This window comes from Janthinobacterium sp. SUN211 (assembly GCF_030587315.1).
Taxonomy (GTDB): Bacteria; Pseudomonadota; Gammaproteobacteria; order Burkholderiales; family Burkholderiaceae_D; genus Janthinobacterium; species Janthinobacterium kumbetense.
Map to the genome: position 1 here is coordinate 410,651 of NZ_JAPWIC010000002.1, position 26,822 is coordinate 437,472.

Here is a 26,822-nt window from a genome sequence, read left to right on the forward strand (position 1 = left end):
CTAGTAAAAACTCTGAGACAGCGAGCCCAGCAGCAACTGCCAGCCATCGACCAGCACGAACAGCATCAGCTTGAACGGCAGCGAGATCGTCGCCGGCGACATCATCATCATCCCCATCGACATCAGTACGCTGGCGACCACCATGTCGATGATCAGGAACGGGATGAAGATGGCAAAGCCGATCTGGAACGCCGTTTTCAGTTCGCTGGTGACGAAGGCGGGCACGAGGATGCGCAGCGGCACGTCTTCCGGACCTTGCAGGGCCGGCGAGCGCGACATCTTGGCAAACAGGGCCAGGTCGGCCTGGCGTGTCTGCTTGAGCATGAAGGTTTTCAGGGGATCGACGCCCTTGTCCATCGCCTGCTGCATGGTGATCTTGTTTTCCTGATAAGGAAGATACGCATCCGTATAAATCTTGTCGAACACGGGTCCCATGACGAACAGGGTCAGGAACAGGGCCAGCCCCACCAGCACCTGGTTGGGCGGCGCCGATTGCGTGCCGATGGCCTGGCGCAGCAGGGACAGCACGATGATGATGCGCGTAAAGCAGGTCATCATCAGGAGGGCCGCCGGCAGGAAGGTGAGCGACGTCATCAGGATGAGCGTCTGCACCGGCAACGAATAATTCTGGCCTCCGCCCGGGGCCGGCGTGCTGTTGAAGGCCGGGATGCCCGGCTGGGCCATCGCCCACAGCGGCAAGGCCAGGGCGGCGGCCGCCAGCAGCCAGGTCAGGGGAGTCTTCAAGGTGGTCCACGCCATCTGCTGCTTATTTCCCATTGCGTTTTTCGATGGTCTGTTTCAGCCACTCGGAAAAATTGGCGGCCGCGGGGCCGTTTTGCGCCGTGGCCAGTTGCGGCAAGTCGCCTTCCTGGCGCGGCATGGTGGCCAGCGCGTTGATCCTGCCGGGCGAGGCGCCGACGACGATCCACTGGTCGGCCACTTCGACGAGGACGATGCGTTCGCGTCCGCCCAGGTTGAGCGAGCTGACGACGCGCATCTTGCTGTTGCCGCCCATGACCTTGGGGCCATAGCGCTTCATGAACCAGGCCAGGCCGATCAGGAGGGCCAGCACGAACACGAGTGCGAAGATGGTTTGCAGCAAGCTGCCGGCCGAACTGGTCGGCGCCATCGTCATCGGCGCGCCGGGCGGCATGGCGGGCAGGGCGGCGGCAGGCGCGGAGGCCGGCACCGCCGTTGCAGCTGAGGCGGCCGGCGCCGTGGCGGCTGGCGATGCCTCGCTTGCCACCGCGACGGAAGCGCTGGCGGCGCTGGCCGCCGGCGCCGATGCCGGTTCGGCGTGCGCGATGCTGCATGCCGCCAGGAACGGCAGCACAGTGGAAATCAACAGGCCAGGCTTCATTTATTCAATTTTCGGATGCGTTCGGAAGGCGTGATGATGTCCGTCAGGCGGATGCCGAACTTGTCATTCACCACCACCACTTCGCCCTGGGCGATCAGGCAGCCGTTCACCAGCACGTCCATCGGTTCGCCGGCCAGGCCGTCGAGCTCGACCACGGAACCCTGCGCCAGTTGCAGCAGGTTCTTGATGGCGATCTTGGTGCGGCCCAGTTCGACCGTCAGCTGCACGGGGATATCGAGGATGAAATCGATATCGTTGTGCGTTTCCGACTTCGATGCCTGCTTGGAAAAGTCCTTGAACACGGCGGCGCTGGCCGCGCTGGCCGTATTGGCGGCCTGGTTTTGCAGCGCTTCGGCTTCCGCCTTGGCCTGCTCGGCAATGGCCGCGCCCCAATCGTCTTCCGCGCTTTGGTCGTCTTGGTTGTCAGACATGTGTTTCTCCTGTTGTACAGATGCGGGCCGCAGCGGCCCGGGTATTTTTTAATGATTGTTCATGTTATCGGCGTTAGCCAGCAACTTTTCAACCTTCAGCGCATATTGTCCGTTCAACACGCCGTACGTGCAATCCATCACGGGCACGCCGTCGACGGTGGCGGCGATCAGTTCGGGAATATTCAGGGGGATGATGTCGCCCACCTTCATGTTCAGGATTTCATCGAACGACACGCGCGCCGTGCCCAGCGAAGCGACCAGCTCGACTTCGGCGATCTGGATCTGCTGCGTCATCAGGCGGATCCAGCGCTTGTCCACTTCCAGCGCCTCGCCCTGCAGGCTGGAGGTCAGCGAATCGCGGATCGGCTCGATCATCGAATACGGCATGCAAAAGTGGATTTGTCCGGAAACGGAGCCCAATTCCACCGTAAACGTGGACGCCACCACCACTTCGTTCGGCGTGGCAATGTTGGCGAACTGCGTGTTCATTTCTGAACGGATATATTCGAACTCGACGGGGAAGACCGGCTCCCACGACTTGGTGTACGCTTCGAAGACGATGTCGAGGATGCGCAGGATGATGCGCTGCTCCGTCTGCGTAAAGTCGCGCCCTTCGACGCGCGTATGGAAGCGTCCGTCGCCGCCGAACAGGTTGTCGACCAGCAAGAACACGAGGCCCGGATCGAAGACCATCAAGGCCGTGCCGCGCAGCGGCTTCATGTGCACCAGGTTCAGATTGGTCGGCACCACCAGATTACGGATGAACTCGCTGTATTTCGATACGCGCACGGAACCGACCGACACTTCGGCGCTGCGGCGCAGGAAGTTGAACAGGCCCACGCGCAGCAGCCGGGCGAAACGCTCGTTGATAATTTCCAACGTTGGCATCCGGCCGCGCACGATGCGCTCCTGGGTTGCCAGGTTGTAGGTACGAACTCCCGTGACATCTTCCGGCGCCTGCGCGTCGTCCTGGTCTCCGTTGACGCCCTTCAGAAGGGCATCGACTTCTTCCTGGGAGAGGAAATTATCGGCCATGGCTGCTTATTGAATGATGAATGCGGTAAATAATACGTCCGTCACGTCCTGCTCCGGCCCTTTGTCCTCGAACGGCTGGTTCACCTGATTGATGATTTCGGCCGCCAGTTGCTGCTTGCCTTCCACGGTATTGAGTTCGGACGCCTTCTTGCCGGACAGCAGCAGCAATAAACGGCTGCGCACTTTCGGCATGTTGACCTTGATCAAGTCCATTTCTTCCGGGCTGCTGGCCTGCAAGGTAAACGCGATTTGCAGGTATTGCTCGCCATTTTCCGGCTGCAAGTTGACGGTGAAGGCATCGATGGGCACGAAGACGGGCGGACCTGCCTTGGAAGCGGCATGTTTTTTCTTGCTGGGCGCCGATTCTTCTTTATCGGCCTTGCCATGCAGGAAATACCAGGCGGCACCGCCACCGATACTGCCAGCCACCAGCACCGAGGCCAGCACGATGATCAGAAGCTTCTTTTTCGAGGCGCCGGCGGGAGCCAGGCCTGCATCTGCTTTCGGATCTGCTTTCATTTTTGGATTTGCTTTCAATGGTACTCGAGTGCATGGAAGTGGATCACGACGCCATTATGTCATTATCGGCAAATTCTGCGCAGAAGGATGCAGTGAAAAGAGGGCGGAAGCGCCCTCAACTCGCTGTTTTTAGACGAAAAGTTACGTCAGGGGGCGCGCCAGCGGCTGGCGGACGACGAATTGTCCTCAGGCAAAGGTATCCACGGCACTCAGGCTGGGCCTGCTGCGTCCGCCTGCCGCCGGCGTGATGGCGATCTCGCCACCCGTTACGCCGCCGCCCTGGCCATTGCCGCGGCGTCCGCCGGATGCTTCCCGGTTACCCTGGTCCTGCTGTTCCGGCGTGCCCGCCGAGACGGTGGCGCTGCCAAAGGCGATGCCCGCTTCGCTCATCATCTCGCGCAGGCGCGGCATGGCCGCTTCCAGCGCCTGGCGTACTTCCGGCTGGGCTGACATGAAGGCGGCATCGGCCTGGTCATTGGTGACTGTCAGTACCACTTGCACAGGTCCCAGGTCGGGCGGATTCAAGGTCAGGGTGGCGCTCTGGTCGCCGCCGGCCGCCATCCACACGACTTTCTGTCCCAGCTGCTGGTCCCAGGCCGGCGTGCCGACCCGGCCCGTCAGCTTGTCGGCCGGCACGGCCACGGCGGCCGCCGCCTGCTGCAGCGCGCCCGGCTGCAACTGGGCCGCCAGGCGGCTCAGGTCGGCAGGTGTTTCCTTGATGATCGGTTCGGCCACGGCGGCGCCCGCCTTGGCGGTGGCTGCCAGCTGGGCGTCGATAGTCAGCTTGCCAGGTTCGGCCTTGCCGGTTGGCACGCTGGCGCCTGGTGTGGCGGCCGTCTTGCCCTGGGCTTGGCCCAGGCTGTCGGCAAAGTCGCCGCTGTCCGTTTGCGCGGCGGCGGTGGCGGCGGCCTTGCCGCTGCCCTGGCCGGCTGCCAGCAAGGGGCCTGTGGCCGGGTTCTTGCCGTCGGCCTTGACGCTGGCGCGCGCGGGCAGTTCCGGCACGGCCTTGGCGGCTGCGGCCGGCGGCTGGATGGCCAGCTGGATGCTGCCTACCAGGGCTAGCATCTCGGCGGCCGGATCGGCTGGCGGCGCGACTGTCGCGGTAGCGGGGGCGGCGGGTACGCTGGCCTCGGCCGGGGTGCTGGTGTTGTCGTCGGTGGCGGGCGCGGCCGCCTCGCTGGACTGCGCTGGCGGCTGTTCGCTGCTGGCCGCCTGTTCGGTACCCGTTGGCGCCGGTTTCGCTTCGCTCGCTGGCGCCTGGGCCGGCGCCTGCGTGGCCGCAGGGCTGGCAGGACGGGCCGCCGGCGCAGGCGCTTGTACTTGCGCTTGCGCCATATTGCGGCTGGCCTGGCGTTGCTCGATCTGGCGGTTCAGGGTGCGCTGGAAGTCGCCCGCCGTGCCGCTGGTGGTCGGCTGGCTGCGGTTGGCGGCGCCCGGCGTGGCGTTCGGCGAGACAATCTGGGAAATCGGGGTTGGCTGGGTTTGCATGATGCTGCCTCAGTGTTGCTTAGCGTTTGTAATAGGCTTGTCGCGCCGCGTGCTCATCCATTGCTTTCTGGTCGCGCTTGTTTTCCAGCTTCAGCGCCTGTTCCTGCGCCCGGTTGTTCAGGGTGGTGTACGACATGCGCTTGCGTTCGGCCAACTGCCAGCGCATCTTTTCATTGTCGCTGCGCGCCTGCGCATGCTCGACTACCTGCTGCTGGCCCAGGATGGCGCTGTCGAGCTTGACCATGAAGGCCTGGAAGTTGCGGTAAGCCATGGGCGTAATGCCGCTGCTCATGCTTGTCTCGAAGCGCTTGGCGTAGTCGTCGCGGTAGCCTGACAGCATGTCGAGCTTCTGGCGGCAATCGTCGAGCGCTTTCAGGGCCGCGCCCAGGCGCTTGGCGCAGTCGTCCGTTTCGCGCTGGGCAAGGTCGATCAGGGTTGCAAGTTGGGAAGGAGAAGCCATGGCTGATTATATTCCCGCTATGCAAGCCCTAATCAGTCGAATAGAGCGGTAAGTTGCCCCAAGCTCTCGTCCATGCTGACCCGCTCCGTGATTTGCTGTTGCAAAAACGCCTCGATCTTTTCATGCAGGGCGATGGCCTGGTCCAGTACGGGGTCGGTACCGGCGCTGTAGGCGCCCACGCTGATCAGGTCGCGGCTGCGTTCATAGCGCGAATACAGCTGTTTCAGCTTGCGCGCCTGCTGCTGGTGTTCGTGCGTGGTAATCGAGTGGGCGGCGCGCGAAATCGATTGCTCGATGTCGATGGCGGGATAATGGCCCGCTTCGGCCAGGCGCCGGTTCAGCACGATATGGCCGTCGAGAATCGCGCGCGCCGAGTCGGCGATCGGGTCCTGCTGGTCGTCGCCCTCGGTCAGCACGGTGTAGAAGGCCGTGATCGAGCCGCCGCCTTCCTCGCCATTGCCGGCCCGCTCCACCAGCACGGGCAGCTTGGCGAAGACGGACGGTGGATAGCCCTTGGTGGCGGGCGGTTCGCCGATGGCCAGGGCGATTTCGCGCTGCGCCATGGCGTAGCGGGTCAGCGAATCCATGATCAGCAGCACGTTTTGCCCCTGGTCGCGGAAATGTTCGGCAATCGCCGTTGCATACGCGGCCCCTTGCAGGCGCATCAGCGGGGGGGTGTCGGCCGGCGCGGCCACGACGACGGAGCGGGCCAGGCCTTCGGGGCCCAGGATCTGCTCGATGAATTCTTTTACTTCGCGTCCCCGTTCGCCGATCAGGCCGACGACGATCACATCCGCCTCCGTGTAGCGGGCCATCATGCCCAGCAGCACGCTCTTGCCCACGCCGGAACCGGCGAACAGGCCCATGCGCTGGCCACGGCCCACGGTCAGCATGGCGTTGATCGAGCGCACGCCCACGTCGAGGGTATCGACGATGGGTGCGCGGCCCAGGGGATTGGCGGGGCGTACATTGATGGGGGCGCTGTCCGTCGTGTGCAGCGGGCCCAGTTGGTCGAGCGGACGGCCCGCGCCGTCGAGCACGCGGCCCAGCAGTTGCGGACCCACGGGCAGGTGGCGCGCGCGGTCGCTGGGGCGGCGGCGCGGGTGCGCCACGCTGCCGGGACGGGGAATGGCCGGTTCGACGGAAAACACGCGCGTGCCGGGCACGATGCCCTCGACGTCGCTTTGCGGCATCAAAAACAGGCGTTCGCCTTCAAAACCGACCACTTCCGCCTCGACCCGGCCGCCATTCGGCAGCGGCACGGTGCAGGCGGCGCCGACGGCCAGGCGCAGGCCCACGGCTTCCATCACCAGGCCGGCCACGCGCGTGACGCGGCCTGAAATCTGCATCGGTTCGACAAAGCCGACCACGGCCGTACAGTCGCTCAGGTAGGCGCGCCAGCGCGCCGCATGGGCAGCAGGGCCTTTGACGGGCTCGCTCACGGCGCCAGCCAGTCCAGGTCTTTGCCCAGCGCATGCGTCAGGCGGTGCCAGCGGGTGGACGTCTGCGCATCGATCTGGTTGCTGGCCGTGTCGATCTTGCAACCACCACGTTCCACGGATGGGTCTTCGATGACGCGCCAGCCGCCCTTGTCGAGCTCATCGCCGATGCCGTCGCGCACCACTTGCGCATCGTCCGGGTTGAGCATCAGCAAGGCTGGTTGTTGTAGTACAGGCAAGTATTCGATGGCTTCGCGCACCATCGGCAGCATCAGCTCGGGGCGCACGGGCAGGGCCGTCTTCAGCATGCCCTTGGCCAGCTGCAAGGCCAGTTCCATCACGTCATTGGCGATCAGCTCGTCGGCCTGGTGCACGGCCGTGCCGAAATCGACGGCGATGGTTTGCAGGTGCGCCAGTTCCACGGCGGACGCTGCCTTGCCTTCCGCATACGACTGGGCGTGGCCGTCGGCATGCCCGGCCGCATGGCCTTCCGCATAGCCGGCCGCGCGGCCTTCGTCGAAGGCCGTGGCGCGCGCTTCCTCGCGGATGGCGTCGAGTTCTTCCTGCGTCGGGTATTCGAGCGGCGGGGCTGGCTCTTCTTCCGGCAACTCGGCAAAGGGGTCGAATTCGGGTTCGGGGTCCGGTTCCAGCAGCTTGCGCGCCGCCACCACGCTGGGACGCTCGTCGCCAAACGAGGTCATTTCCCAGCGCTGGTACGCGGTTTGCTGCTCTTTGGGAATTAAACTAGACAAACGAATCCTCGCCTTTTCCGCCTAAGACAATCTGCCCCTCGTCCGCCAGGCGGCGCACGATCTGCAGGATCTGTTTCTGCTGCGATTCCACTTCCGACAGGCGCACGGGGCCTTTCGACTCCAGGTCTTCGCGCATCATCTCGCCGGCGCGCTGCGACATGTTCTTGAAGATCTTGTCGCGCAGCTCTTGCGAGGCGCCTTTCAGGGCGATGATCAGCATTTCCGACTGCACTTCGCGCAGCAGGAGCTGGATGCCGCGGTCGTCGATATCGATCACGTTGTCGAACACGAACATTTCATCCATGATCTTTTGCGCCATGTCATTGTCGTAATTCTTGATATTGTCCATGACGGAGCCTTCTTGCTCGCCGCTCATGAAGTTCAGGATCTCGGCCGCCGCGCGCACGCCGCCCAGCGACGATTTCTTGATGTTTTCGTTACCGGACAGCAGTTTCGTCAGCACGTCGTTGAGTTCGCGCAAGGCGGCCGGCTGCACGCCGTCCAGGGTGGCGATGCGCAAGACCACGTCGTTGCGCAGGCGGTCCGTAAAGTGGCCGAGGATTTCGCAGGCCTGGTCGCGTTCCAGGTGGACGAGGATGGTGGCGATGATCTGCGGGTGCTCGTTGCGGATCAGCTCGGACACGGATTGCGAATCCATCCACTTCAGCGATTCGATGCCGGACGCATCCTTGCCGCCCAGGATGCGCGACAGCAGCACGGATGCCTTGTCGTCGCCCAGCGCCTTGGTCAGCACCTGGCGGATGTATTCGTCCGAATCGAGGCCGACGGTGGAATTGAGTTCCGTCTGCGCGCGGAAGTCGTCGAGCACCTCGACCACCTGGTCGTGCGCGATGCCCTTCATGGTGGCCATGGCGGCGCCCAGTTTCAGCACTTCGCGCGGCCCGAGGAATTTCATGACCTCGGCCGCTTCGCTCTCGCCCAGTGCCAGCATCAGGATCGATGCTTTTTGCAGTCCCGTTGTCTCAGTCATTATTGCCTATCCATGCTTTGATTACGTTGGCCACGACGCGCGGGTCTTCCTGCGCCAGTTTCCGGGCCATCGCCAGGTTTTCGCGATAACCGCGGGCCGTATCTTCTTCCAGTTCTTCCAGCTCCGCTTCGCTGAGCAGGACTTCGTTTTCTTCGCCGTCCTTGCTCAGTTCCGGCTCGATGACGGGCGGCGGGGCGCCGAAATCGTCGATCTTGCGCATGACCGGGCGCAGCATCGGGCGTACGATCTTGATGAAGATATACAGCAGGATCAGGGCCGTGATGAGGAATTTTGCCAGTTCCTTGGCCAGCGGCAAGTTGGCGGGGTCGCGCCACCACTCCAGCTTGCCTTCCGGCGCGCGGTCGATGCCGTCGAAGGGGGAGTTGGCCACGCTGAAACTGTCGCCGCGTTCCTTGTTGTAGCCCATCGCTTCCTTGACCAGGTTATTGATCTGGATCATTTCTGCTGGGGAAATCGGCTTGACCGTGACCTTGCCATCCTTGTCGAAGCTGCGGCGGTAGTTGACGACGACGGCCACCGACAGGCGGCGCAGGCCGCCCATGGATTTCTGTTCGTAGCGCACGGTCTTGTCGACTTCATAATTCGTCGTCGATTCCTTCTGTGTCGGTGCCGTCGGCGCGCCGCCCGGGGCGCCCGGCGCCTCGGCCGTCAATGGCGCCGTGGCCACGCCTGGCGGCTGGTTCGACAGCGCGCCCGGCACGCCGGATGGGTTGGCATTGCCGGCGCCCGTCGATTCGCTCGTCTGCTGGCTGCGGATGGTGGACGCTTCCGGTGGGGAATTCGGCTTGTAGGTTTCGGCCGCCTGCTCGCTTTGCGAAAAATCAACATCGGCCGTCGCTTCGGCGCGCACATTGCCTTCGCCGACGATGGGCAACAGGATCGATTCGACCTGCTTGATCACGCTTTGCTGCAATTGCTGCACGTACTTCAGCTGGTTCGGGTCCAGGCTCTTGATGCCGTTGGCGCGGTCCTTGTCCTTTTCCTGGTTCGACAGCAGGGTGCCGGCCTGGTCGACCACGGTGACATTGATTGGCAGCAATTCCGGTACGCTGGACGCCACCAGGTGCACGATGGCGCTCACCTGCAGCTGGTCCAGGCCGCGGCCCGGGTGCAGGTTCAGCAGCACGGAAGCCGTCGGTTTTTGCTGTTCGCGCACGAAGACGGACGGTTTGGGCAGGGCCAGGTGGACGCGCGCCGTGTCGACGGCGGACACCGATTCGATCGATTTCGCCAGTTCGCCTTCCAGTGCGCGCTGGAAATTGACCTGTTCCAGGAATTGCGAGACGCCCAGCTTCTGGTTTTCCATCAGCTCGAAACCCACGTTGCCGCCCTTCGGCAAGCCTTGCGCGGCCAGTTTCAGGCGCGCGTCGTGGACTTGCTCGGATGGCACGAGAATGGCGCCGCCGCCTTCGGAAAACTTGTGCTTGATGCCCAGCTGGTCCAGCGATGCGGTGATGGCGCCGCCGTCGCGGTCCGTGTAGTTGGAAAACAGGACCTTGTATTCGGGCGGCTGGTTCCACATGTACAGGGCCACGCCGATGGCGACCAGTGCCGCCACGCCCAGGCCGCGCAGGAAATTCTTGCCCATCGGCGTCTTGGCGAACGCTTGTACGGACTCCACGGGCGAGCGGGCAGGCGCCGGTTCCGGCGGTATGCGGTTCACATCGATTTCTTCGGCTACAGCCATGATTGCCTTCCAGGGCGGTGTATTTACGTGTATTGGGTGGTGCGTGGGGGCCGCTTCCTCGGGAGGATTGGGCGATATGCAGAATTATCCGCCACTGTCACGCGCTTCAATCGTCCAAATAGAAGGCGCTTTTGCCGCCTGCTCGGCCGAGCGGCTGGCGTTGGCGCTGGTATTGTGGAACCCTGGCAACATGTGACGGAAGTTATTGTACCCGTCGTTGCCTTGCAAGCCAGGGTTTTGTTCTCTGGGTGCAACAGGCATGGAACAGTTACGAAGCACACCAGAATCGGGAGGCAAAGTGAAAACAGGCGGTATCGATAGCAGCAGGATCGAGGCGATGATCGCGCAACTGAAGTCGGCGGCCACGCGGCCGGAGGCGAAAATACCGGCGATCCAGACCGAGATGCCGGCGGCGAAGGTGAATTTCGCCGATGCCTTCAAGAGCGCGCTCGACTCCGTGAGCGGCGCGCAAAAAGCCTCGTCCGCACTGGGCCAGCGCTTTACCATGGGCGACGAAAAGGTCAGCCTGTCGGACGTGATGGTGTCGATGCAAAAGTCGAGCATCGAATTCCAGGCGACGGTGCAGGTGCGGAATAAATTAGTTTCTGCATATCATGAAATTATGAATATGCAGGTTTGATACAGGCAAGTGTATTGGTACGTCACGAACGCCTTACAAACCGTAGCGAGCGGAAGCCAGTTGTGGCCGAGAAGCGGAACTTTACTCTAGTACAGTGAGCATCGCAGGCCGCAAATGGCGACGCGCAGTAGGTTGGTAAGGTGTTAACCCAACCCCGCCATGCGGGCGTTTCTCTCGCGCTCCAGGCGCGTGATATAGCGCTGCACATGCGCCAGCATGCTACGCGGCAGGTCGACGAACTGGCAGCCGAGTCGGCGGTTCAGTTTATTATTCAGCAAGGTCATGTCCAGCGAGTTGCGAATTTGCAAAGTCGCGGTGACGATGCCGACGTCGGGCAAGTCGATGCGGCAGCCGGGATAGTCCCGGCCGATGGTTTCGCCCAGCATCAGTTTATTGTCGAGGATGGCGATGCCGCCGCAGCTGATGTCGGCCAGCGGGAACAGGGTGTCGGCGCCGCCCAGCGAGGGCGGCAGGGGAATCGCCACGCGCACGGGATTGCTCACGGGCGTAGTCATGCGGTAATACTCGCGCCGCTGCAAGCGGATCAGTGTTTCTGGAATAGCAATTTTCAAGGCGGGCGTACCGCCGTAATTGCACTCTTCCACCAGGGCGCTGGCAAACAGGATGCGGATCTTGTCGAGCGAGGTTTCAAACGAAATGCCCTTGGCGGCCACCATGCGCCGGTTCTGGTCGGCATTCACGGAACGGTCGAGGATGACGCTATCGTGGTCGGCATCGACTTCCAGGATGGACGTGACGCACACATCGGATTCACCGTGGATCAGCATGCGGATCAGCTGGTTCTTTTCGCCTATGCTGCGCAGCAAGGCGATGATTTCCCGCCGCGATTCCACTTCAAAATCATGCCAGTTTTCGAGGCCGGAATCCATAATATGTGCTTGCATTGATGCCTGTCTATGTATCGGTGAGGTTGATGCTGGTGTCGGGCGGCGGCGGGATGGGCCCGCCATTCGCAGATTCAATATGATATAACCAGGCCAGCAGTTCCGCAATCGCCCGATACAGGCCGGGCGGAATCTGGCGGTCCAGGTCGACATCCATCAGCAACGCCACCAATTCCTTCGATTCATGCACGAAGACGCCGTGTTCGCGCGCCGTGCTGATGATCTGGTCCGCGATCAGGCCGCTGCCCTTGGCCACCACCTTGGGGGCGGGCGCGCCACTCTGGTAGGCCAGCGCGACGGCCGTCTGCGGCACCTTGCGCTTGGTGTCGTCAAGCATCGTCCGCTTCCGCTGGCCCGGCGGCGTCCGGCTTGCCGGCGATCGTCAGCGACGTCAATGGCCAGCCGGCCGCGGCTAGCGACGCTTCCAGTGCCGCCGCATGCTGGCGCAAGGTGTCGGCGCTGCCTTCGCTGCCTGCTTGCAGCTGGATGGCCACGCGGCCGCCCTGCAAGACCACGTGCGCGGCCAGGTCGCCCAGCAGGGGAAACTGGAAGCGCACGTTGCTGCGCCAGGCCGTCGCTTCCCCGTCGCCGTCGCGCCCATCGTGCTGCTGTCCTTCCGGCGCATCCTTGCTGATATCCCACTGCATCTTCTGGCCGGGCCACGCTTCGCCCTGCCACTGCACGCGCGCCTGTTCGTGCGTATGCAGCTGCAAATTGATCAGTTGTGCCGAGGCAAGGTCGGTCCCCGTCCTGGCCGCGTCGCCCTGTGCCGCCTTCTGCATCTGCGGCTCCAGCAGCAGCGACGCCAGCGGCCGCTTGCCTTCGGCCCATTCGGCTACATGCGATTCATAGAACAGGCCGCTGCTGCCCACCGCCTCCTGCAGTTTTTGCGCCACCTGGGCCGGAGCTGCGCCCGGCGTGGTCATCAGCGGCGTCTTGCCGACCAGGGACAGGGGCGCGCCGGGCACGCTTTCCGCCTGGCTGAGCACGGTGCTGATGGCGCGCGCGGTGGTGCTTAGCTCGGGCGCGGGCGTGTCGCCAGCCAGGGCGGGCAGCAGATTGGCCGGCGTCAGGGGCGCGCGGCTGAGCAGGGTGGCGGCCGTGCTGCTGGCGCGCGTGCCCGCCTGGGCGGCGCCGGGCTGGGGACCGCGCGTTTCAGCGGCGTCCGGTTCGGCTTCCGCATCCGCATACGTCAGCAGGGCGCTGGCGGGCTGGTCGCGGTTATTGCCGATTTGAAAAGAGGGGCGGGGATTGATGCCGATCAAGGTCAGCGGGATTTCCGTGCCGGGCTGGGCGCCGGCAGGCAGCTGCATGCGGGCCGGCGTGCCGGCCACGCGCACGAGAAAGCTGCCGTCGCCCATGCGGGCCAGCACCTGTCCCTGCATGGATTTGCCGATGAGTCCCTGCAGCGAGCGCTGGAACTCGGCCTGGCGCGGGTCGGCGACGGTGTCGGCCGGGCGAGTGCCCTTGATCGGGGTCAAGGGCGTCATGCCGATTGCATCCATCTTCGGCAACATGATAGCGGACCTTGCCCCGTGGGCGCTTACGCGCCGTAGGCGTTGGCCAGGCGCCGCTCGGTGCCGGTGCTGCTGATCAGCTTGGACAATTGCGCCATCCACGGCATGGTGAGGTCGCGGATCTTGCGGTCGTCTTCCAGGATCTGCTTGATCAGGGCGACCTTGCGCTGGCGGCCAGCGCTTTCCAGCACGACTTTTTCTTCATTCGCCTTCAGCGCGGCCACATGCGTGCTGATGCGCTGTTCCAGCGCTTCGAGCGCATCCCAGTCGGCATTGGTGGCGGCGGTCACCATCTGGCCCGTCAGGGTCTGCATGGCTTCGTAGGTGGTCAGGACTTCTTGATTCGTCATCATGGGTCAGGCGCTCGCAAGGCTGGGCATACGTTTCAGATCGGCGCCAGGCATGGCGGCGGGAGTGGCGCCGATGGCGTTCCAGGTTTCGCGCAAGTCGGTGAGCAAGCGCTGCACTTCTTCCAGCAGGGTAATATCGTTGTGCAGGTTGGCCGTCAGCAGGCGCGCACTCATGTATTCATACAGGGCGTCGAGGCCTTCGGCGATCTGGCCGCCCGCTTCCTTGTCCAGGCTGGCGCGCAAGCCATTGTCGATGATCTGGATGGCTTTCGAGATGGACTTGCCTTTTTCCGGCACATTGCCCGATTTCATGTGCATCTGCGCGCTGAGCACGGCCACCAGGGCGCCGTCGTACAGCATCACGATCAGCTTGTGCGGCGAGGCCGAAACGATGCCCGTTTCCAGACCGACCTTGGCATAGGCGTTGACGCCGCGTTGTTGGGTTCCAAACATGTAATTCTCCTGATGAATGGGCTTAACGGTTGGCGGCGATGGCGGCCAGCTGCTGGGTCAAATAGGTTTGCATGCCCTGCAATTTATTCAGGGACACATCCAGGCGCGAGTATTGCGCGCGGTAACGCGCTTCGATGTCGGTCAGCTTCTCGCTGAACTTGTCGCGCTGCGCCGCTATCGACTTCAGGGTTTCGTTGATGCCGCTCGTGCGTCCGGTGATCATGCCTTTTGTGCCGAGGAAGGACGTGGCCAGGTTGTTCAACTGATAGGCATAGCCTTGCGAGAAACTGACCGTGCCGCGCGAACCGGTGGTGCCGCCGGTCACTTCAATTTTCAAGCCTTCCGCTGGCGAACCGGGTGCGCCCGTCAGGCTCTGGCCGGAACCGACGACCGGTTGCCCTCCAAGGGTGCCGGCTACGTCCGCGCCCTTGACGGGCTTGGCGGTGCCAAACAGGGTCTCGATACCGGTCCCCTTGCCGTTACTCAAGGCCAGATTCGATACCGAGCCATAGCGGCTCGACACCAGGACCAGTTTGCCGGTGCCGTCGATCGACGCGGAGACCGTTGAGCCAATGTCCGAAAAAGCCTTCACCCCGTTGATCGACGATTGTATCAGCGATGCCATCTGCGCCGGAGTATAGGTGCCCGCCGGTATCGACACCTGGGCCGTATTCTTGGCGGAGCTGGGATCCGTATCATTGAGGGTGATATTCCAGGTAGTGTCGCTGGCAATCGTGGTGCTGGCTGCCAGCACGCCGTCGGACGTGAGCGAACCCTGGCTGGCCATTGTCGTGATGCTCAGGTCATAGGTGCCGGGCTTCGTGGCGGCCGTCGAACTGGTGAAGGCGACGTTGCTGTCGCTGGCCTTGCCGATGGCTGAAAACAGACCGGCGATATCATTGAAATTTGTACTGATGGCTTTGTCAAGCTTGCTGGAATCCAAGGCCAGGCTGCCATCTTTTTGGAATGAAATACCCACCTGGCTCATATTGCTCATGCCGCTGCTCAAGCCGGTAATCGGTGCGCCCAGCTGCCGGCGCAACTGGCTTTGTATCGATTGAACGGTCGAATCCCCCAGCAAGATGCCTCCCGTCTTGGTTTCGGGATTGTAGGCTGTCATCTTGCCGATCGAAGTGTTCAGCTCGTTGTAGGCCTTGACGAAGGCAGTGATGCTGGTCTTGACCGTCGTTGTATCCTTGGCCACCGACAGGCTGGACGTGCCTATCTTGGTAATGCCCAAGGTGACGCCTTCGATGGCCGTATCGACGTTGTTCGAACTGCTGGTGATGGCGATGCCGTTGACGCTGAACATGGTGTTTTGCGCCGCGCTGTTCTGCTTGAGGTTTTGCGTGCCACCCGCATCGTACGACAGCAAGTCGTTCAGGGCGCTGTCGGCGGGCTGGCCATCGCTGCCGCTGAGCGAAATCTTCATGGCCGAATTGGCGCCTGTCTTGGTCGAACTGAGCACCAGGTGATACGGTTTGTCCGTGCCATCGGAAACGATGCTGGCGGTGACGCCCAGGCCGGCGTTATTGATGGCGTCGCGTATGCCTTGCAAGCTGTTGTTGGTGGAATCGATCACCACCGAACCCGTCGCCTGCGTGCCATCCTGGGTAAAGTTCGTGTTCATGTAGCTGCCGCCCGTGCCCGCGGTCAGCCCTGCTGCGGCAGGATTGCTCCCCCCGACGACGATGGGACTGGCGTTGCCCGAGGCCAGGGTAATCGAACTGGCAATCGTTACGTTCGAGCCGTCATTGACCGAGTTCGATGCATGGCCGATGCCGCCCTTGACGGAACCCGTCACCACTTCCTCGATGTTGAGGTTGGAGCCGTCGGCGCGCGTAAATTTCAGGGTGCCGTCGGCGGCCTTGCCGGTGACGGTAATATTCGCGGCGGCCAGTGCATTCGAGACGGCATTCGGGCCTTCGAGCGTCGTGTCGAGCGACGCGGCCGTAATGCCGGCGCCTGCGGCGACGCCGTTACCCTGGGTCACGATCTCGATGCCGCCTATCGACAGCGAGTAGGTGCCGTCCGCGCCCGTTTCGATATTGCCGAAACCGTTGAACATGGTGGCGTTGCTGGCCGTCGGCTGGGCCGTGGCTGTCACACCCGTGGTGCTGCTCTTGGCGTTGATGGCGTCCGCCAGTGCGCGTGCGCTCTTGGTGCTGGCGTCCGTCGGAATGGCCGTGCCATTGATGATCAGCGAGCCGTTGCTTACGCCCGTGAGCAGGGTGCTGCCGCTCAGTGTCGTGCCCGTTACGCCAAAGGTGCCGCCGGCGAGTGAGCCCAGCTGGAAGGAAATCGTGGTCTTGGCGCCGCTGCCGATGGTCGACAGTTTGCTGGCCATGCCGCCCGACGTCAGCGTCTGCGCCTGGGCCAGCTGGGAAACATTGATGTTATAGCTGCCGGCGACGGCCTTGGCGCCGGCACTGGCCGATAGCACCAGTGGATCGGACGGCGTGGCGCTGACGGCGCGGAAGTTGCTTGAGTTGGTGAGCGCTGACAACGAGCCCTGGAAAGTGCTGACGGCGCCGCTCAGCGTGCCCAGCGCGCTGAGCTTGGCCTGGTACGAGGCCGTTTTCTTGTCAAAGGTACCCAGCGGCGCGGCTTCGGCCGTCATCAGCTTGTCGATGATGGCATTCACATCCAGGCCGCTGGCGCCGGCGCCGATGCCTATGGATGAAAGGGTAGGTGTGATGGCCACTGAATACTCCTAGGAAAACGCTAATATAAGCTGTTATCGGCAGAATCAATCAGGACTTGAGAGGGGGATTTACCGCGTTGTTTTCAGCGGGAGCAAAAAAGCGGGGAAGAGATAGGAAAATATTGTACGAGTTGCAATAAAAAACGGGGCCGGATAGCCAGGCTACCGAACCCCGTGGTCATGCTGATGCCTGCTGCCGCGATGTCGCATGTCCGTGTGCCATGCCATCATCAGGCGCTTTGGCGGATCAGCGAACCCTTGGCCGAGTCAAAGGTCTTGGCCAATTCCAGCGCTTCCTTGGTGGGAATCTGGCGCAGCACTTCCTTGGTTTCCTGGTCGATGACCTTGACCACCGTGCGCTGGCTGTCTTCGTCGATGGAAAATTCAATGCCTTGCGTTTTTATTTGCGACGACTGGTTCAGCTCCGATACCGCCTTGTTCAACTGCTCGCGGCTGGGTTCCTTGCTGGCTTGCTGTGGTGCAGCCGTGCCGTTTTCCGTTGCTGAACGTGGCGTTGCCGGACGCGCCGGCGGCGTGTCCGCAGACACGTAACTCTTGTCTATCCGGGCCGCGGAGGCGGCCGCTATCGTGTCGATAGTCATGGTGCTCTCCTAGTGAAAATTCCCCGGCCGAAAAAATCCGGCAGGGGAATCAGAGTCCTACGCTGTTGCGCTACTAATCAGGGATTAGCCACGCAGCAGGCTCAGGACGCCGTTTGGCAGCGAGTTTGCTTGTGCCAGCATGGCCGTACCAGCTTGTTGCAGGATCTGGCCGCGGGTCATGTTGGCCGTTTCCGATGCAAAGTCGGTATCGACGATGCGGCTGCGCGATGCGGACAGGTTTTCCGTGGTCGATTGCAGGTTGGAAATCGCCGACGAGAAGCGCGATTGCAAAGCACCGTACTGGGCGCGTTGGCCGTTCACCGTTGCCAGTGCTGCATCGGCAATTTTCAGTGCCAACTGGGCGCCGTCAAACGACGTCACGTCCAGCGAAGCCACCGATTTCAAGTCCGATGTCTTGTTCGTGGCTTTCAAGCCCGACGTGTCGGTGATGGCAAAGCTGCCCGGCGCATCGTAGGTAACGGTGCCGTTGGCGACGGCGACCGCGTTATTGGCTTTTGCGTCGAACGCCGAACCCGTCAAGGTTTTGTCGGCCTTGTAGGAGTCGATATTGAATACCGTGTTACCGGCAGCTGCCGTGTTTTTGATGGCAATGTCGGCGCCGTCAGCATGCGTCAGTTTCATGCTGCTGGTCGATGCATCGTATTCGGCGGTGATGCCGGTTTTCGACGTTTGCGCATTGATTGCATTGATGCCTGCCGCATAGTCCGAAGCCGACTGGCCTGCGCCCACCGAGAAGGAAATCTGCGCTTCCTTGCCGGTGGCCGTATTGTCGCCCACCAGGGTGAACGAGTACGCTTCGGTGGAGCCGAGTTTCAGGCTGGTGGCGGTTTTTGCCGTTGCCGTGACGCCCGTGTCGGCGCTAACCTTGTTGACGCTGGCGGCGATGGCTTGCGCGCTGTCGTTGGCTTTGGTGGTGACGGTGGATGTGCCGCGTGCGCCGGCGACGACCACCGAACCTGCCGTTGCCGTTGCCGAGGTGGCGAGGACGGCGGTCGCATCATTTTCCACGCGGTTATTGCCGTAGGTGCTGGTCAGGAAGTTCGCGCCGCTGGCGGAAATCAGCTGATTGGCATCTGCGCCGACCTGGAAGTTGGCCGTACCCATGGTGCCGTCCAGCAGCGCCTGGCCGTTGAACGAAGTCGTGGTGGCGATGCGGTTCAGTTCCGAACCCAGTTGGCCTACCTCTGTTTGCAGCGCCTGGCGGTCGCTGGCCGAGTTGGTGGCGTTCGACGATTGCACGGCCAGTTCGCGGATACGTTGCAGGATGTCGCCCGAGCTTGCCAACGCGCCTTCAGCCGTTTGGGCCAGCGAGACGCCGTCGTTTGCATTGCGGGTGGCTTGGGTCATGCCGCGGATTTGCGACGTCATGCGGTCGGAAATTGCCAGACCAGCGGCGTCATCCTTGGCGCTGTTGATGCGCATGCCGGAGGACAGGCGTTGCAGCGAGGTGCTCAGGGCCGACTGCGAGGTCGACAGGTTGCGTTGCGAATTCAGGGACGAGATGTTGGTATTAATTACTGCAGCCATGATAATTCTCCAAACAGGTACTACATTGCGCTATGTGCTAGTCACTTTGGCCTGCCCCGCTGTTCCGGGACAATCAAGCCGCTGTTGTTTAGGGTAACGGTTGCTCTGCGGGAAAATTTATGGCGAAAAGTGCTTTAAATTTTAATTTTTAGCCCTTCAGTTTGCCGCCGGCCGCGCGCTAGACGACATGATTTAAAGAAACTTGAGGGTAAAAATAGTTTTATTTTTATATTGCGCGGACGCCGGCGGAAGGCGGGAAGGCGATGAATGTTATTGTTTTTGCCATGAAAAATGCCGTCCGGCCGGTTGGCGGGACTGCATGGCGTGAAGCGGACCGGGCTTAGTCGGCCACCACCACGCGGTTCTTGCCCGTCTGCTTGGCCTGGTACATGGCGCGGTCGGCGCGCTTGACCAGCTCGGCCTGGTCTTCGTTGGGCAGGCGCAAGGCCACGCCGGCGGAAAAGGTGATCAAGACTTTTTCGTTGTCGTGCAGGAAGAAATGCCGGGTCAGCTCGCGCTGCAAGCGCGTCATCGTCGACGAGGCCGCCTCGACCGTGGTTTCCGGCAGCAGGATGAGGAATTCCTCGCCGCCGAAGCGGGCGATGACGTCCATCGAGCGCAGGGTTTCCTTGACGATCTTCACCAGGTGTTTCAAGGCGGCATCGCCGGCCAGGTGGCCGTAGGTGTCGTTCAGGCGCTTGAAATCGTCCAGGTCCAGCATGGCGATGCACAGCGGCGTGCCGCGGCGGTCGGAGCGGGCCGTCTCGCGCTCGAACACGTCGTCCAGGCCACGGCGGTTCAGGCTGCCCGTCAGCTGGTCTTCCCGCACCAGTTCGCTCATATGCTGGAGCTTGGCTTCCAGGGTGTGGATGCGCTGTTCCGCATCCTGCACTTCCTGGCGCGCCAGCACCATCTTGTCGCGTGCGCGCAAGGCTTCGTTCTGCACCATGCGCGTTTCGCGCAAGACTTCGTCGAGAACGCTGTTCAGTTCGCTGATATTTTCTGCCTGGCTGATCTTTTCCGAATAGCCGCCGATCTTTTCATGGAAGTCGCCCGTGCTGGCCGCCACTTGCCCCAGGCGGTCGATGAAGGTCATCATCATGTTCTTGACCGTCAGCTTGACGTCGGACAGGCTGTGCTTGAGCTGGCCTTGCTTGTAGATGACTTCCTTCAGGCTGCGCGTGGCGTCTTCCAGCGCGCGCTGGTCGAGCGGGCCGGCGATCAGGTTTTGCACGGCATCGACCTGGCCGCGCAGCCAGCTGTCGTCGTCGAGCAACTGGCTGACGTTGTCCAGCAGCAACTTGAACAGGCGCAGCAGCAATTCCTGCTGCTCGGCCGTGTCGCCGCTTTTCAGTTCGATCTGGTAGCACAGCTGTTTCAGGCGCAGCGCCGCTTCGTTCAGCGCTTCTTCCGTGTGGGCCAGCTTGATGGCCGCACCCAGCGATTCGGCCTCTTCCACCAGCGCGGGCGTGCCCGTCAGCAAGGTGGCGACGGCAAAGCCCAGGGTGCGGCTGAGCAACTCGCGCAGGGTGCGCGTCTGTTCGCCGTCCGGCAGGGGCGGCAATTCGATGCCGCCGCCTTTCTTCACCTGTTTTTCCGCCAGTTGCGCCAGGGTACGCGCATAGCTGTCCCAGTCGCGCGCTTTCAGGGCGCGCTGGAAACGCCGGCCAAAGTCGCCCAGTTCGCCCGCCGATTCGCTCATCTTGGCGGCAAACTGCGTCAGGACGTTTTCCGCGCCACTCTCCGTGGGTGCGCTGGCGGCCAGGACCGCGGCAGGCGCGCCGGGCGTCTCCGCCGGTTCGCTGATGCCGGCGATTTCATTGTAGATATCGCGGTAGGCGCTTGGCGTGGGGGCGATGCGGCGCGTGGCCAGGCGGCGAAACGCTTCGCGGGCGATATCGGCAGGGTTCATCGCCGCAGCGGCGGCGGTATTCGTGGCGCCGGCGGGAGCGCTTGCTGGTGAAGTTGGCAATTTACTGGACATGTAGGCACAGCCTTTTTAGATATTTCTAATTATCCTCATGATATGCGAGTTGGCAAAGAACTTATTGTGCGAGAAGCAAGGAGAAGTCCTGTCAATTCGCCCGATGCCAGCGGGCATGCCGCTTTGCCGTCAATCCACCAGCTGGTTGCGGATGGCGTAATGCGTCAGTTCGGCGCTGTTCTTGAGTTTCATCTTGACGAGCAGGCGGGCGCGGTATTCGCTGACGGTTTTCACGGACAATTTCAGCTCTTCGGCGATGGCGCCCACGGCCTTGCCCGAGGCGATCATGACCAGGGTCTGGTATTCGCGGTCCGACAAGGTGTCGTGCAAGGCCGTTTCGTGGTCGTCGCCCACCGTGTTGGCCAGTTCCTGCGCCAGCGAGGCGCTGATGTATTTCAAGCCTTGCGCCACCTGGCGGATGGCCGTGACCAGTTCGCGCGGCGCGCTCTGTTTCGTCAGGTAGCCGGCCGCGCCCGCCTTGAGCGAACGGATGGCGTACTGGTCCTCGCGGTGCATGGAGAGCATCAGCACGGCCAGTTCCGGCTTTTCCTTCTTGATCTGCTTGAGCACCTCGATGCCGCTGCGGTCGGGCAGGGAGATGTCGAGCAGCAACACCTGGCATTTCGAGCCGCGGAACAGCTTGATGGCGTCGTGGCCATTTTCGGCCTCGCCGGCCACGATGATGTCCTTCGTATCGGCGAGGATTTGCTTCAAGCCCTCGCGCACGATCGCGTGATCGTCGGCGATGAATACCCGGATGGTGGCTTTTTCTTTCATGACTGCGTTGTTTCCTATCTAATTCACCCACTGGCCGCTTCTGGTGGCGGCCCGCTGTGCGCGGGCGCACTGGCTGCAGCCGCTATTATCGCCTCTCGCGGCGTGGTCAGCCGGATTTTTATGCTCAGGATGGTGCCGCCGTCCGGCCCGTCCATCAGGCTCAGGGCGCCGCCCAGCGCGCTGGCCCGTTCGGCCATGCCGCGGATGCCGAACGATTGCGGCTTGGCGCGGTCGGACAGGCGCATGCCGACGCCATTGTCGGCGATCGACAGGCTGATATGCTGGCGCTGGCGGGCCAGGCGCACGCAGACCTTGCTCGCCTGTGCATGCTTGGCGATATTCGTCAGCGCCTCCTGGGCGATGCGGAACAGGCTGGTCGCCTGGTCCAGCTCCAGTTCGATGTGCTGGCGGTTCGAAATGAACTGGCATTCGATGCCGGCCTGGCGCGCGAATTCCTTCACTTGCCAGTCCAGCGCGGCGACCAGGCCCAGGTCCAGCATGGAGGGGCGCAAGTCCAGCGAAATGCGGTGCACGGCGTCGATGCTGCGGTCGACCAGGGCATCGACATAGTCGGCCTTTTCCTGCAGTTGCCGGTCGTCCGGCGGCAGGCGGCGCGCCAGCATGGCTAGCGCCATCTTGATCGCCGTCAAATTGCCGCCCAGGTCATCGTGCAATTCGCGCGCCAGGCGCGTGCGTTCGTGTTCCTTGACCTTGTCGATATGCGCCGTCAGCTCGGCCAGGCGGGCGCGCGACTGGCGCACTTCGCTCTGTTCCAGCCGGCTTTCCGTAATATTCGTCATGATGCCTTCCCACTGCACCGTGCCATCGGCCAGCGCGCGCGGCGTGGAGCGCAGGTTGATCCATTTGACATCCTTCCAGGCATCGATCCAGATGCGGCCTTCCCAGTTCCAGCTCCACAAGGCGTTTTTCGACGCTTGCATCGATTCCAGGTACGAGGCGCGGTCGTCGGCGAGGATCAACTGGTAAAACAGTTCCGGGCGCGCGTGCAGCTGCGCCGGCCCCAAGCCCAGCAGGGCCTGGCAGCCATCGCTGAGGTAGGGGAAGGCGGCGCGCCCATCCGCATGCAGGCAGAACTGGTACACGAGACCCGGCGTATTCGAGACGATGGCGTTGAAGCGCGACTGCACCTGCGCCAGGGCGGCTGCCGTCGCCTGCGGCGTGCGCAAGTCTTCGCCTTCGGCCAGCAGCAGGGCGCGTCCGTGGCGGCTGGCGCGCGACAGGTGCAGGCTGAGCGAATACAGGCTGCCGTCGCGGCGGCGCTGCTGCACGTGCAGCAGGGCTTGTGCACCGATGCTGTCGTCCAGGGTCGCCAGCACGGCGGCCAGTTGCTGCGCGTCAAGCTGCGGCGCCAGGGTGAAGGGCGTCATCGCCAGCAATTCCTTGCGCGCATACTGCAAGTTGTCGCAGGCGGCATCGTTGGCGTCCAGCAATTGCAAGCTGGCCGCGTCGTACAGGTAGATTTCCGGCGCCGCCGCGCGCATGGCGGGGGCCAGGCGGGGAGTGTCGTGCATGGAGTGGCCTTTCTTCATCAGCGGCGGGCGCGCCAGAAGGCGGCGAAGCGGCGCAGCACCCTGGCCGGGCGCGAATTATGGCGTCCTGGCGTGCCCTTGCGCAAGCGTTGCCACCAGGCACGGCGGGCGCGGCCCAGCGCGGCCGACAGGCGGCTGACGCGGCGCCAGGGGCGCGTGGCGCGCAGGCGGGCGATCCAGCGGTCCTTGGTTTCCATGAACAGGCCATGCCAGCGGGCAAACCATGGCAAACTGAGCAGGGTAGGGCGCGTCAGGCTGTACAGGCGCGCCACGGCGGCCGCGCCGCCCAGCTTGGCGATGACGATCACGCCGATGCCGGAAAAGGCATGGCCGCGCGCGATGGCCAGCAGGGCCAGCAGCTTGACGGGGAACAGCAGCACGGCCGGCAGCACGAAGATGGCCAGCGCCCAGTACGGCGGCAGGCGCTTGATCCACGCTTCCAGCGCATGCAGGGGCGGAAATTGCGCGATCACCTGCATGAGGCGCGCGCCCGTCGCCCACAGCCATTCCTCGATCAGCAGGAAGATGGCAGCCAGGTAGACCAGCGGCGCGAACAGCCAGCGCCTGACTCTGTAGAATTTTTTCATCCGTCTCCGTGTGCGGCGCAGGTTTGCCGCGATTGCCACGATGATACGTCAAAAAAGCCCGTTTGCCCCCGCATCCCGTGTGCCCGTGGCTCCCTGGCGGGGCTACAATAGACAGATGAATAAAGCCTTTGTAAAAGAATCCGACAACGACGACGATGAAGAAGCGGCCGCGCTGGCGCTGGCCATTCCCGCCGGCGCCAAGAACTACATCACGCCGGCCGGTTACCAGCGCATCAAGGATGAGCTGCTGCAGCTGATCGACGTCGACCGTCCGGAAGTGGTGCGCATCGTCCATTGGGCGGCGTCGAATGGCGACCGTTCGGAAAATGGCGACTATATCTACGGCAAGCGGCGCCTGCGCGAAATCGACCGCCGCATCCGCTTCCTGACGAAACGCATGGATCTGGCCGCCATCGTCGACCCCAGCGTGCACCATGGCAACGACCAGGTGTTTTTCGGCGCCACCGTCACCTACCGCACGAGCGACGGCGAAACGCACACCATCACCATCGTCGGCATCGATGAATTCGACCCCTTGAACGGCAAGATCAGCTGGGTCTCGCCCATGGCCCGCACCATCACCAAGGCGCGCGAAGGCGACGTGATCACCCTCAACACGCCGCTGGGCGAGCAGGAACTGGAATTGCTGGAAGTGACGTATCCGGCGCCGGGGGAGACTTGAACTGATGTGTTCCGCATGAAAAAACGGCTGGGCAGAGAATCTGGCCAGCCGTTTTCTAGTTGCGCTCGCGCAATATCCGATTGACCCCGGCGACCCGGCGCACATTGCGCAGCAGGGCGGCCAGGTGGACGCGGTCTTTTACCTGCACGGTGAAGCGCAGCTGGTCGAGGACGTTGTCCTTGTCTTCGTCCATGCCCACGTAGATGATGTTGGCGTCCGATTCGCCGATTTCGGCGGCGACTCTCGCCAAGATGCCCCGTTCGCTGTTGATCAGCACCTTGATGCGGCAGTCGAAGCGGCGGTTCAGTTCCGTTCCCCAGCGCACGGCGATCCAGCGGTCCGGTTCCTTGGCGCGCTGGCGCTTCGCTTGCGAACAGTCGCTCGTGTGCACCAGCAAGCCCTGGTCGCGGCGCAGCTGGCCGATGATCTGGTCGCCGGGAATCGGCAGGCAGCACGGCGCCAGCTGCACGGAGACGCCTTCGCTGCCGCAGATGGTGACGGGGTCGAGTTCGCTGCCGCTATTGTGTTCCACCGGCATGCTGGCCGCTTCGCCGCCGATCAAACCGAAGATGTGGCGCGCCACCAGGGTGGCCATGCGCTTGCCGATGCCGATGTCCGCGTACAGCTCGTCCATGGAATTGGCGCTCGATTCGTTGAGCAGGCGTTCCACCAGCGGCACCGGCAGGTCGGCGTCAATGTTCAGCGCGTGCAGCGCCTGCGACAGCAGTTGCTGGCCCAGGGCGATCGATTCGGGCAGGTTGATCGTGCGCAAATGGTGGCGGATGGCCGAACGGGCCTTGCCGGTGCGCACGAACGACAGCCAGGTCGGGCTGGGGCGCGATGAGGAATCGGTGATGATTTCCACGATGTCGCCGTTGTGCAGCTCGGTGCGCAGGGGCGAGGTTTCGTTGTTGATCTTGACGGCCACGGTCTGGTCGCCGATGCCCGTATGGATCGAATAGGCGAAGTCGATGGCCGTGGCGCCGCGCGGCAGGGCGATGATCTTCGACTTTGGCGTAAACACGTAGACGGAGTCGGGGAACAGGTCGACCTTGACGTGTTCGAGGAATTCGGCCGAGTCGCCCGTCTGTTGCTGGATGTCGAGCAAGGATTGCAGCCAGGCATGCGTGCGCTGCTGCAGGTCGGACGGGTTCGATTCGCCGCTCTTGTACAGCCAGTGCGCCGCCACGCCCGATTCGGCCGTGCGGTGCATTTCCTGCGTGCGGATCTGGAATTCGACGGGCGTGCCGTAGGGGCCGATGACGGTCGTGTGCAGCGACTGGTAACCATTCAGCTTGCGGATCGCGATGTAATCCTTGAACTTGCCCGGCATGGGCTTGTACAGGCTGTGCAGGGTGCCCAGGGTCACGTAACAGTCGGCAAAACTGCCCACCACTACGCGGAAGCCGTACACGTCCAGAACTTGCGAGAACGACAAGTGCTTGCTGCGCATCTTCTTATAGATGTCGTACAGGGTCTTTTCGCGGCCCGTGACGTCGGCATCGAGCTCGGCCATGGACAAGGTGCTTTTTACGGCTTCCATGATCTTGTTGACCACTTCGCGCCGGTTGCCGCGCGCCGCCTTGACGGCTTTCGCCAGGGTGCGGTAGCGCATCGGATACAGGTGCGAGAACGACAGGTCCTGCAGCTCGTGGTAGATGTTGTTCAGGCCGAGGCGGTGCGCGATCGGCACGTACACTTCCATGGTCTCGCTGGCGATGCGGCGCTTTTTGGCCGCCGTCATGAAGTCCAGGGTGCGCATATTGTGCAGGCGGTCGGCCAGCTTGATCAGGATCACGCGCACGTCGGACGCCATGGCCAGCAGCATCTTGCGGAAGTTTTCCGCCTGCGCTTCGATCTGGCTCTGGAATTCGATCTTTTCCAGCTTCGACAGGCCGTCGACCAGATGCGCCACCGGGGCGCCGAAGCGCTCGATCAATTCTTCCTTCTTGACGTCCTGGTCTTCCATGACGTCGTGCAGCAGGGCGGCCATGATGGCTTGTGCGTCGAGCTTCCAGTCGGCGCAGATTTCCGCGACGGCGATCGGATGCGAGATATACGGCTCGCCCGAACGGCGCATCTGGCCCAGGTGCATTTCGTCGGAGAAGCGGTAGGCTTCCTTGACTTTCTTCAGGTCGGCGGGAGACAGGTATTCGGCCAGCTTGTCGGCCAGGTGGCTGACGGAGGCCACGCCCAGGGCGGGCGCTGGCGGTACTGCGGGGATGTTGCTGCCGGACGTGCCGACGCCGGGCGTGGTTGCGCCCTGCGATTTTGCCGCCTGGCGCGAGGCCAGGGGCGGCAATGCTGCGGAAGTCGTGTCGGCTGGGGTCAGACTCATAA

The 26,822-nt window shown here is 62.9% G+C and carries 26 protein-coding genes; 2 read left to right on the forward strand and 24 right to left on the reverse strand.

What is annotated here, in order from left to right; all coding sequences use genetic code 11:
* The 11 genes from fliP to fliF all read right to left on the reverse strand — a co-directional run bounded on the left by fliP (window position 1) and on the right by fliF (window position 10,183).
* Window positions 1-759: a flagellar type III secretion system pore protein FliP gene (fliP, locus tag O3301_RS07535; RefSeq protein ID WP_369812189.1), complete on the reverse strand. Its 759-nt coding sequence runs from the start codon at window positions 757-759 to the stop codon at window positions 1-3.
* 7 nt (window positions 760-766) lie between these two features.
* The gene (gene fliO, locus O3301_RS07540) at window positions 767-1,360 is read right to left on the reverse strand and encodes a flagellar biosynthetic protein FliO (RefSeq protein ID WP_305056019.1); all 594 of its coding nucleotides are present in this window, start codon (window positions 1,358-1,360) and stop codon (window positions 767-769) included.
* Window positions 1,357-1,791: a flagellar motor switch protein FliN gene (gene fliN / locus O3301_RS07545; RefSeq protein WP_034754038.1), complete on the reverse strand. Its 435-nt coding sequence runs from the start codon at window positions 1,789-1,791 to the stop codon at window positions 1,357-1,359. The genes fliO and fliN overlap by 4 nt, the downstream gene beginning before the upstream one ends.
* Before the next feature lie 48 nt (window positions 1,792-1,839).
* Window positions 1,840-2,826 carry a flagellar motor switch protein FliM gene (gene fliM / locus O3301_RS07550; protein ID WP_034754035.1) on the reverse strand — a complete coding sequence of 329 codons (987 nt, stop codon included), beginning with the start codon at window positions 2,824-2,826 and terminating at the stop codon, window positions 1,840-1,842.
* A 6-nt stretch (window positions 2,827-2,832) separates the two neighbouring features.
* Window positions 2,833-3,345: a flagellar basal body-associated protein FliL gene (fliL, locus tag O3301_RS07555; protein WP_099666868.1), complete on the reverse strand. Its 513-nt coding sequence runs from the start codon at window positions 3,343-3,345 to the stop codon at window positions 2,833-2,835.
* A gap of 186 nt (window positions 3,346-3,531) precedes the next feature.
* Window positions 3,532-4,833, reverse strand: coding sequence for a flagellar hook-length control protein FliK (locus O3301_RS07560; RefSeq protein ID WP_305056020.1), 1,302 nt, complete (start codon window positions 4,831-4,833; stop codon window positions 3,532-3,534).
* Window positions 4,834-4,852: 19 nt separating this feature from the next.
* Window positions 4,853-5,293, reverse strand: a complete 441-nt coding sequence (gene fliJ, locus O3301_RS07565; RefSeq protein ID WP_077407817.1) for a flagellar export protein FliJ — start codon at window positions 5,291-5,293, stop codon at window positions 4,853-4,855.
* Between the two features lie 32 nt (window positions 5,294-5,325).
* Entirely contained in the window at window positions 5,326-6,642 is a 1,317-nt protein-coding gene (gene fliI, locus O3301_RS07570) for a flagellar protein export ATPase FliI (protein WP_233516143.1), read from the reverse strand.
* 89 nt (window positions 6,643-6,731) lie between these two features.
* A complete protein-coding gene (locus tag O3301_RS07575) occupies window positions 6,732-7,433 on the reverse strand; it encodes a flagellar assembly protein FliH (protein ID WP_305056385.1) in 702 nt (233 codons plus the stop codon).
* Between the two features lie 43 nt (window positions 7,434-7,476).
* Window positions 7,477-8,475 carry a flagellar motor switch protein FliG gene (fliG, locus tag O3301_RS07580; RefSeq protein WP_077407811.1) on the reverse strand — a complete coding sequence of 333 codons (999 nt, stop codon included), beginning with the start codon at window positions 8,473-8,475 and terminating at the stop codon, window positions 7,477-7,479.
* Window positions 8,468-10,183: a flagellar basal-body MS-ring/collar protein FliF gene (gene fliF / locus O3301_RS07585; RefSeq protein WP_251350721.1), complete on the reverse strand. Its 1,716-nt coding sequence runs from the start codon at window positions 10,181-10,183 to the stop codon at window positions 8,468-8,470. Before fliF ends, fliG begins: the two co-directional genes overlap by 8 nt.
* 337 nt (window positions 10,184-10,520) lie before the next feature.
* Between fliF and fliE the strand changes: the two genes are divergently transcribed.
* Window positions 10,521-10,823: a flagellar hook-basal body complex protein FliE gene (gene fliE / locus O3301_RS07590; protein WP_230539976.1), complete on the forward strand. Its 303-nt coding sequence runs from the start codon at window positions 10,521-10,523 to the stop codon at window positions 10,821-10,823.
* A gap of 143 nt (window positions 10,824-10,966) precedes the next feature.
* On the opposite strand, the gene O3301_RS07595 is transcribed toward fliE, so the two are convergent.
* The 12 genes from O3301_RS07595 to O3301_RS07650 form a co-directional block, all read right to left on the reverse strand.
* Entirely contained in the window at window positions 10,967-11,713 is a 747-nt protein-coding gene (locus O3301_RS07595; RefSeq protein WP_099666871.1) for a flagellar brake protein, read from the reverse strand.
* A 25-nt stretch (window positions 11,714-11,738) separates the two neighbouring features.
* A complete protein-coding gene (locus tag O3301_RS07600; protein ID WP_099666872.1) occupies window positions 11,739-12,065 on the reverse strand; it encodes an EscU/YscU/HrcU family type III secretion system export apparatus switch protein in 327 nt (108 codons plus the stop codon).
* Window positions 12,058-13,218, reverse strand: coding sequence for a flagellar hook-length control protein FliK (locus O3301_RS07605; protein WP_289916837.1), 1,161 nt, complete (start codon window positions 13,216-13,218; stop codon window positions 12,058-12,060). The genes O3301_RS07600 and O3301_RS07605 overlap by 8 nt, the downstream gene beginning before the upstream one ends.
* 53 nt (window positions 13,219-13,271) lie before the next feature.
* Window positions 13,272-13,598, reverse strand: coding sequence for a flagellar protein FliT (locus O3301_RS07610; protein ID WP_099377935.1), 327 nt, complete (start codon window positions 13,596-13,598; stop codon window positions 13,272-13,274).
* A 3-nt stretch (window positions 13,599-13,601) separates the two neighbouring features.
* Window positions 13,602-14,048 carry a flagellar export chaperone FliS gene (fliS, locus tag O3301_RS07615; protein ID WP_077407797.1) on the reverse strand — a complete coding sequence of 149 codons (447 nt, stop codon included), beginning with the start codon at window positions 14,046-14,048 and terminating at the stop codon, window positions 13,602-13,604.
* A 22-nt stretch (window positions 14,049-14,070) separates the two neighbouring features.
* Window positions 14,071-16,752, reverse strand: a complete 2,682-nt coding sequence (gene fliD, locus O3301_RS07620) for a flagellar filament capping protein FliD (RefSeq protein ID WP_289898648.1) — start codon at window positions 16,750-16,752, stop codon at window positions 14,071-14,073.
* 230 nt (window positions 16,753-16,982) lie between these two features.
* Complete coding sequence (locus O3301_RS07625; protein WP_305056021.1) at window positions 16,983-17,354, reverse strand: flagellar protein FlaG; 372 nt, start codon at window positions 17,352-17,354, stop codon at window positions 16,983-16,985.
* An 84-nt stretch (window positions 17,355-17,438) separates the two neighbouring features.
* Window positions 17,439-18,902: a flagellin gene (locus tag O3301_RS07630; RefSeq protein ID WP_289898647.1), complete on the reverse strand. Its 1,464-nt coding sequence runs from the start codon at window positions 18,900-18,902 to the stop codon at window positions 17,439-17,441.
* A 340-nt stretch (window positions 18,903-19,242) separates the two neighbouring features.
* Entirely contained in the window at window positions 19,243-20,814 is a 1,572-nt protein-coding gene (locus tag O3301_RS07635) for a GGDEF domain-containing protein (protein ID WP_077407790.1), read from the reverse strand.
* Window positions 20,815-21,015: 201 nt separating this feature from the next.
* On the reverse strand, window positions 21,016-21,663 hold the full coding sequence (locus tag O3301_RS07640; RefSeq protein WP_077407788.1) for a response regulator transcription factor: 648 nt from the start codon (window positions 21,661-21,663) through the stop codon (window positions 21,016-21,018).
* A gap of 23 nt (window positions 21,664-21,686) precedes the next feature.
* Window positions 21,687-23,195 carry a sensor histidine kinase gene (locus O3301_RS07645; RefSeq protein ID WP_305056022.1) on the reverse strand — a complete coding sequence of 503 codons (1,509 nt, stop codon included), beginning with the start codon at window positions 23,193-23,195 and terminating at the stop codon, window positions 21,687-21,689.
* Between the two features lie 17 nt (window positions 23,196-23,212).
* On the reverse strand, window positions 23,213-23,800 hold the full coding sequence (locus tag O3301_RS07650; protein WP_289898645.1) for a hypothetical protein: 588 nt from the start codon (window positions 23,798-23,800) through the stop codon (window positions 23,213-23,215).
* 115 nt (window positions 23,801-23,915) lie between these two features.
* On the opposite strand from O3301_RS07650, the gene greB reads away from it, so the two are divergent.
* A complete protein-coding gene (gene greB, locus O3301_RS07655) occupies window positions 23,916-24,482 on the forward strand; it encodes a transcription elongation factor GreB (RefSeq protein ID WP_289898644.1) in 567 nt (188 codons plus the stop codon).
* A 55-nt stretch (window positions 24,483-24,537) separates the two neighbouring features.
* Here the strand turns inward: greB and O3301_RS07660 are convergent, their stop codons facing one another.
* A complete protein-coding gene (locus O3301_RS07660) occupies window positions 24,538-26,820 on the reverse strand; it encodes a bifunctional (p)ppGpp synthetase/guanosine-3',5'-bis(diphosphate) 3'-pyrophosphohydrolase (RefSeq protein WP_289903921.1) in 2,283 nt (760 codons plus the stop codon).
* Window positions 26,821-26,822 lie beyond the last annotated feature (2 nt).

Coding starts and splice junctions, on each gene's coding strand:
- fliP (WP_369812189.1), bottom strand. CDS start 759: ATGGCGTGGACCACCTTGAAGACTCCCCTGACCTGGCTGCTGGCGGCC.
- fliO (WP_305056019.1), bottom strand. CDS start 1,360: ATGAAGCCTGGCCTGTTGATTTCCACTGTGCTGCCGTTCCTGGCGGCA.
- fliN (WP_034754038.1), bottom strand. CDS start 1,791: ATGTCTGACAACCAAGACGACCAAAGCGCGGAAGACGATTGGGGCGCG.
- fliM (WP_034754035.1), bottom strand. CDS start 2,826: ATGGCCGATAATTTCCTCTCCCAGGAAGAAGTCGATGCCCTTCTGAAG.
- fliL (WP_099666868.1), bottom strand. CDS start 3,345: ATGAAAGCAGATCCGAAAGCAGATGCAGGCCTGGCTCCCGCCGGCGCC.
- O3301_RS07560 (WP_305056020.1), bottom strand. CDS start 4,833: ATGCAAACCCAGCCAACCCCGATTTCCCAGATTGTCTCGCCGAACGCC.
- fliJ (WP_077407817.1), bottom strand. CDS start 5,293: ATGGCTTCTCCTTCCCAACTTGCAACCCTGATCGACCTTGCCCAGCGC.
- fliI (WP_233516143.1), bottom strand. CDS start 6,642: ATGCAGATTTCAGGCCGCGTCACGCGCGTGGCCGGCCTGGTGATGGAA.
- O3301_RS07575 (WP_305056385.1), bottom strand. CDS start 7,433: ATGACCTCGTTTGGCGACGAGCGTCCCAGCGTGGTGGCGGCGCGCAAG.
- fliG (WP_077407811.1), bottom strand. CDS start 8,475: ATGACTGAGACAACGGGACTGCAAAAAGCATCGATCCTGATGCTGGCA.
- fliF (WP_251350721.1), bottom strand. CDS start 10,183: ATGGCTGTAGCCGAAGAAATCGATGTGAACCGCATACCGCCGGAACCG.
- fliE (WP_230539976.1), top strand. CDS start 10,521: ATGATCGCGCAACTGAAGTCGGCGGCCACGCGGCCGGAGGCGAAAATA.
- O3301_RS07595 (WP_099666871.1), bottom strand. CDS start 11,713: ATGGATTCCGGCCTCGAAAACTGGCATGATTTTGAAGTGGAATCGCGG.
- O3301_RS07600 (WP_099666872.1), bottom strand. CDS start 12,065: ATGCTTGACGACACCAAGCGCAAGGTGCCGCAGACGGCCGTCGCGCTG.
- O3301_RS07605 (WP_289916837.1), bottom strand. CDS start 13,218: ATGACGCCCTTGACCCCGATCAAGGGCACTCGCCCGGCCGACACCGTC.
- O3301_RS07610 (WP_099377935.1), bottom strand. CDS start 13,598: ATGATGACGAATCAAGAAGTCCTGACCACCTACGAAGCCATGCAGACC.
- fliS (WP_077407797.1), bottom strand. CDS start 14,048: ATGTTTGGAACCCAACAACGCGGCGTCAACGCCTATGCCAAGGTCGGT.
- O3301_RS07625 (WP_305056021.1), bottom strand. CDS start 17,354: ATGACTATCGACACGATAGCGGCCGCCTCCGCGGCCCGGATAGACAAG.
- O3301_RS07630 (WP_289898647.1), bottom strand. CDS start 18,902: ATGGCTGCAGTAATTAATACCAACATCTCGTCCCTGAATTCGCAACGC.
- O3301_RS07635 (WP_077407790.1), bottom strand. CDS start 20,814: ATGAACCCTGCCGATATCGCCCGCGAAGCGTTTCGCCGCCTGGCCACG.
- O3301_RS07640 (WP_077407788.1), bottom strand. CDS start 21,663: ATGAAAGAAAAAGCCACCATCCGGGTATTCATCGCCGACGATCACGCG.
- O3301_RS07645 (WP_305056022.1), bottom strand. CDS start 23,195: ATGCACGACACTCCCCGCCTGGCCCCCGCCATGCGCGCGGCGGCGCCG.
- O3301_RS07650 (WP_289898645.1), bottom strand. CDS start 23,800: ATGAAAAAATTCTACAGAGTCAGGCGCTGGCTGTTCGCGCCGCTGGTC.
- greB (WP_289898644.1), top strand. CDS start 23,916: ATGAATAAAGCCTTTGTAAAAGAATCCGACAACGACGACGATGAAGAA.
- O3301_RS07660 (WP_289903921.1), bottom strand. CDS start 26,820: ATGAGTCTGACCCCAGCCGACACGACTTCCGCAGCATTGCCGCCCCTG.